The 4,151-nt window shown below is 57.0% G+C and carries 1 protein-coding gene and 1 pseudogene; both read right to left on the bottom strand.

Annotated elements, in window-relative coordinates; translation table 11 throughout:
* Positions 1-119 precede the first annotated feature (119 nt).
* Positions 120-3,464: an SNF2-related protein gene (locus tag VGE80_RS23355; protein WP_397569929.1), complete on the bottom strand. Its 3,345-nt coding sequence runs from the start codon at positions 3,462-3,464 to the stop codon at positions 120-122.
* 374 nt (positions 3,465-3,838) lie between these two features.
* Positions 3,839-4,151, bottom strand: a pseudogene (locus tag VGE80_RS23350) (MFS transporter); the annotation flags it as partial.

Raw genomic sequence — 4,151 nt, 5'->3', positions numbered from 1 at the left:
GGATGCGGTCCCTTGTAGTGGGGTTCAATTGGATGAATGTTGACGAAAACACCTCAGCCCGAAAATCGAGCTGAGGTGGCGATGAAGACTTCACACAGGCCTGCCGATGCGAGCCGGTTTTACGACAAGAGCAAGCGAAGGTCGTCTGTGGTCAGAGACTGCATAATCGAGTTATTCTGTTCCAGAATTGCGTCGGCGAGTTCGCGTTTTGCTTTTTGCAGTTCCGCGATTTTTTCTTCGACGGTGTTCTTACAGATCAATCGATAAGCAAATACCTGGCGAGTTTGTCCCACGCGGTGGGCACGGTCGATTGCCTGAGTTTCGACGGCGGGATTCCACCATGGATCGAGAATGAAAACGTAGTCGGCCGAAGTCAGGTTCAGACCCAGCCCCCCCGCCTTCAAGCTGATCAGGAACACGCCGCAATTTTCGTCCGATTGGAATCGCTCGACGCGCTCTTTGCGGTCTCGCGTCTGGCCATCCAGGTACTCGTAGACAATTCCCTTCTTGTCCAGCGCCTGCCGAACAATCGACAACATGCTGGTGAACTGAGAGAAGACCAGCGTCTTGTGCTTTTCTTCCAGCAGTTCTTCCAGGTGAGGGATCAGCACGTCCAGCTTGGCACTCGAATCGTCCGGGGTTGAACGATTGAGCAAAGCGGGATGGCATGCTGCCTGCCGCAATCGCAACAGGGCTTCGAGCACGTGCATTCTCGTCTTGGCCATTCCCTGTTCGGCAACCAGGCCCAGCAACGAATCGCGATAGTGGTCTCGCAGCTCGTTGTACAGCCGCTGCTGGTCGTCTCCCATCTCGCAGAAAATAGTCTGTTCGAGTTTTTCGGGAAGCTCGCTCGCCACGCTCATCTTGGTACGACGCAGGATGAGGGGCCGAAGTCCGTCGGACAAGACTCGCCGCGTCTCCTGGTTGCTCGGATCTGCTGCATGCTGCTTGAAGGCAGAGCTTCGACCCAGCATACCTGGGTTCAGGAACTCAAAGATCGAACAGAGATCGCCAAGATGGTTCTCGATGGGCGTACCGCTGAGGCCGACGCGGTGCCGGGACTGCAGCAGCCGAACGGCCTTGGCAACTTGAGATGTCGAGTTCTTGATCGCCTGAGCTTCGTCGAGAATGATGTAATCGAACGACAGTTCCTTCAGAATCAGAATATCGCGACGCAACGTTCCATAAGTCGTGAGAATCAGGTCGTGCTTCGTGAAGTCGTCCCTCATCTTGGCTCGATCCAGACCCGCGTATTCCATGACACGCATGGCGGGAGTAAACCGTTCACACTCATGTTTCCAGTTGAACATCAGTGATTTGGGTACAACGATCAGAGTCGGATTACGTTTCTTGACTCTCAGGCGTCGATCCTCCAGGAAGGCCAGCATCTGGATCGTCTTACCGAGACCCATGTCGTCTGCGAGACATCCGCCGAAGTTGAATTCCTCGAGGAATTTCAACCAGCCAATCCCTTCTCGCTGATAAGGACGCAGTTCACCCTGGAACGTCGCAGGTTCCCGTTCAGTCTTGATCCCATCGAATGCGGCAAGACGCTCACGAGTTTCCAGAAACTTCGCGTCGAAATCAACGTTCTCCTTCGACGCCAGCAATGCATCGACGATGCTGACCTGAACAGCACTGAACCGCAGATGCTCGCCGTCCGCGACGCCCAGACCTGCCAGCAAGCCGTACTTGACGAGCCATTCTTCGGGAAGGATCCCCAGCGAACCGTCGTCCAGAACGATCGTTCCATCGCCACGTGCCAATGCGGCAAGCAGTTCCGGGAAGGTGACACGAGCACCGTCGAAATTGACGTCGCCGTGCAGTTCGAACCAGTCCACCCCTGACTTGACCTGGAACTTGAGGTCAACTGCCTGGCGAACTTGCTTCCCGTCGGCGCGGACTTGCCATCCTTCGGCCATCAGCTTGCGAACGGCGGGGGCCAGATCACGTGCGGCGATTTCCGCATCGTGCGCCCCTCGTTTCTGATCCAGCAATCGGCGGAATCCATAGTCCACGAGTTGAGACCAGGCGAACGCTTCCTTCGGTTTGTCTCGGACCAGGCAGCGGCTGGCTTCGCGCTGCACGATCGCCCATTGGCTGCTGGAAGCACGGATGGACAGACCGTCGTAGTCAAACAGCACTTCGGCCTTAAGGCGATCATTCTGCCAGCGGGATTTACCCGGTGCGTGCACGATGAGAATCGGCTTGGGTTCCAGCACGACTTCCATCAGCTTCAGCTCTTCTGGCAGTTCCAGACGGGGCAGGGCGGGCATGTCGAGCAGCCGGTCGACCAGCTCATGCTCTTCCCCGATCGGAACTTTCAGGTCGTCTGAACGGCGCAACAGGGTCACCCAGGGAAATGCGTCGAAATCCTGAAATGGACGAACCTGGGTATTGGTAATGGCCAAGCCACCGGGAACGACCAGAACCGGATCCTTCAGCGACATGTGCTCATCACCGCGACGGAGCGAGCCGCGCAGCTTCCAGGCCTGTTCAGCTTCTTCAAACTCAACCTTCAGGCAGAGTTCCCAGTTGCCGTCTTCGTCCCAGGCGAGAGTCTCGGTGACGCGTTCCTCGTCGCCCAGAATTCGGATGCGGCCCGTTGCGCAGATGGCAGGGAGCAGCAACTGACACAGATCGTGCGGCAGACGATAACGATGTGCGGCAAGACTGTCGGTCACCGGTCCCGTCATCGAACTTCGATCGGGCGTTCCCCCGACGAGGTGGGCCAGGATCCGTCGATCTTCGTCGTCGTCAATGTCTTCAAACTTGCCTGGCTTCAACTTGAGGGGTTTGAGCTTGCCCCACTCGCCGTTAGACCGGCGCTGCCGATGCGAAGTCTGGATGACGATCAATCCGGCTTCTTCGCTGGCGACGGCATCAATTTCATAAAAAATCTGACGTTCGCGACCAGCCGAAGCAGATCCCGAAGTGGCGTCTTCTCCCTGCATCGCTTTACGAAGTTCGCTCAGCTTGGATTCCCATTCGCGCAACCGCGGGGCTGCTGCCGCATCGAGTTCGGCGCGAATGGACTCCCGCTCGGCCCGTTTCTGGGACCGCGAGCTGCCCATCGGCATGTAAGCCGCCTCGTCGTCTTCGTCCCAGTCGTCGCCGCCGAAATCAAGCGGTTCTTCTTCCACGGCGAAGGGGGGAATATGCCCTTGTTTCGCACCATCACCAACATATTTGCCGGCATCCGCAGCCAGAATGGTAGCCCACAAGTGCTTGCAATGGGGGTTGCCACTCTTGTTGGCATCGGTGCCGATGCAATTGCATGACAACTTCAAAATACCGTTGTCACGGCTGAGTTGAGTCTGGTATTCGACGCCATCACGGACGATAGCAAACAGATGGTCTGGCGTGACGCGAATCACCGCAACACGCTCCGCCTGAATGTAGGCAGCCCCTCGGAAACGAATATCTCCGCGAAACTTGCTTTCCAGCAGTTCCGACAACGTCATGAACGTGTCCCTGTTCCGGTCTAAACAACGAGTCTTCGAAATGCGCGCGGCAACAGGCCGCATCAAATTGCGCGAGCCAAGTAAATTAACCGATCCGAACAATAGTGGGTAGTCTGGACGGCTCGGACTCAGAATCCGCACTTGACCCGCTTGAAATGAGGTGAAAAGCGGCGGTGATGCGGACTCGATTTGCGACTGATTCCGGGGATGGCGAGTATTTTTCAGCGACCTCCCGCCACCTCAGGTACCCGCAGCTCGTTGAGGGTTGGCAGATCGCGGGTGAATCCAGCGTCGTCCAACACCGGCAGGCGAGCAGAGTTGGCTCGCCTGTCAGGAGATTCAGGAAACCGCTCGACCGCTCGACAGATTACTCGTTACTCAGCTGCGATGTGAGCCCCTTTCTCAGCCACCGCTCGTTTCATCAGTGGGATCACCAGCAGCAGCGACAAAGCCAGGATGGCAAACAACCAGAAATCGTCGAAGTACGCCAGTGACGCGGATTGCTGGTGACGAAGCTCTGAGAGAGCCTGCAGGGTCATCTGTTGGGCTCCGGCAGCGTCCCCGGTCTGCTGGACGAACAGTGAGTTGGTCTGATGAAGAAACTCATTGAAACTCGGGTTGAGCGGGTCGAGGAATTCCCCCGTACGTGCCGTGTGGAACTGGTCCCGTCGAATCTGGATTGTCTGT

Origin of the sequence: Schlesneria sp. (assembly GCF_036405755.1) — a bacterium.
GTDB classification, from domain to species: domain Bacteria; phylum Planctomycetota; class Planctomycetia; order Planctomycetales; family Planctomycetaceae; genus Schlesneria; species Schlesneria sphaerica.
This window is presented reverse-complemented; position numbering and strand designations above follow the sequence as displayed.

What these genes read in the sequence shown, in the direction of transcription:
- VGE80_RS23355 (WP_397569929.1), bottom strand. Translation starts at nt 3,464, where the DNA reads ATGACGTTGTCGGAACTGCTGGAAAGCAAGTTTCGCGGAGATATTCGT.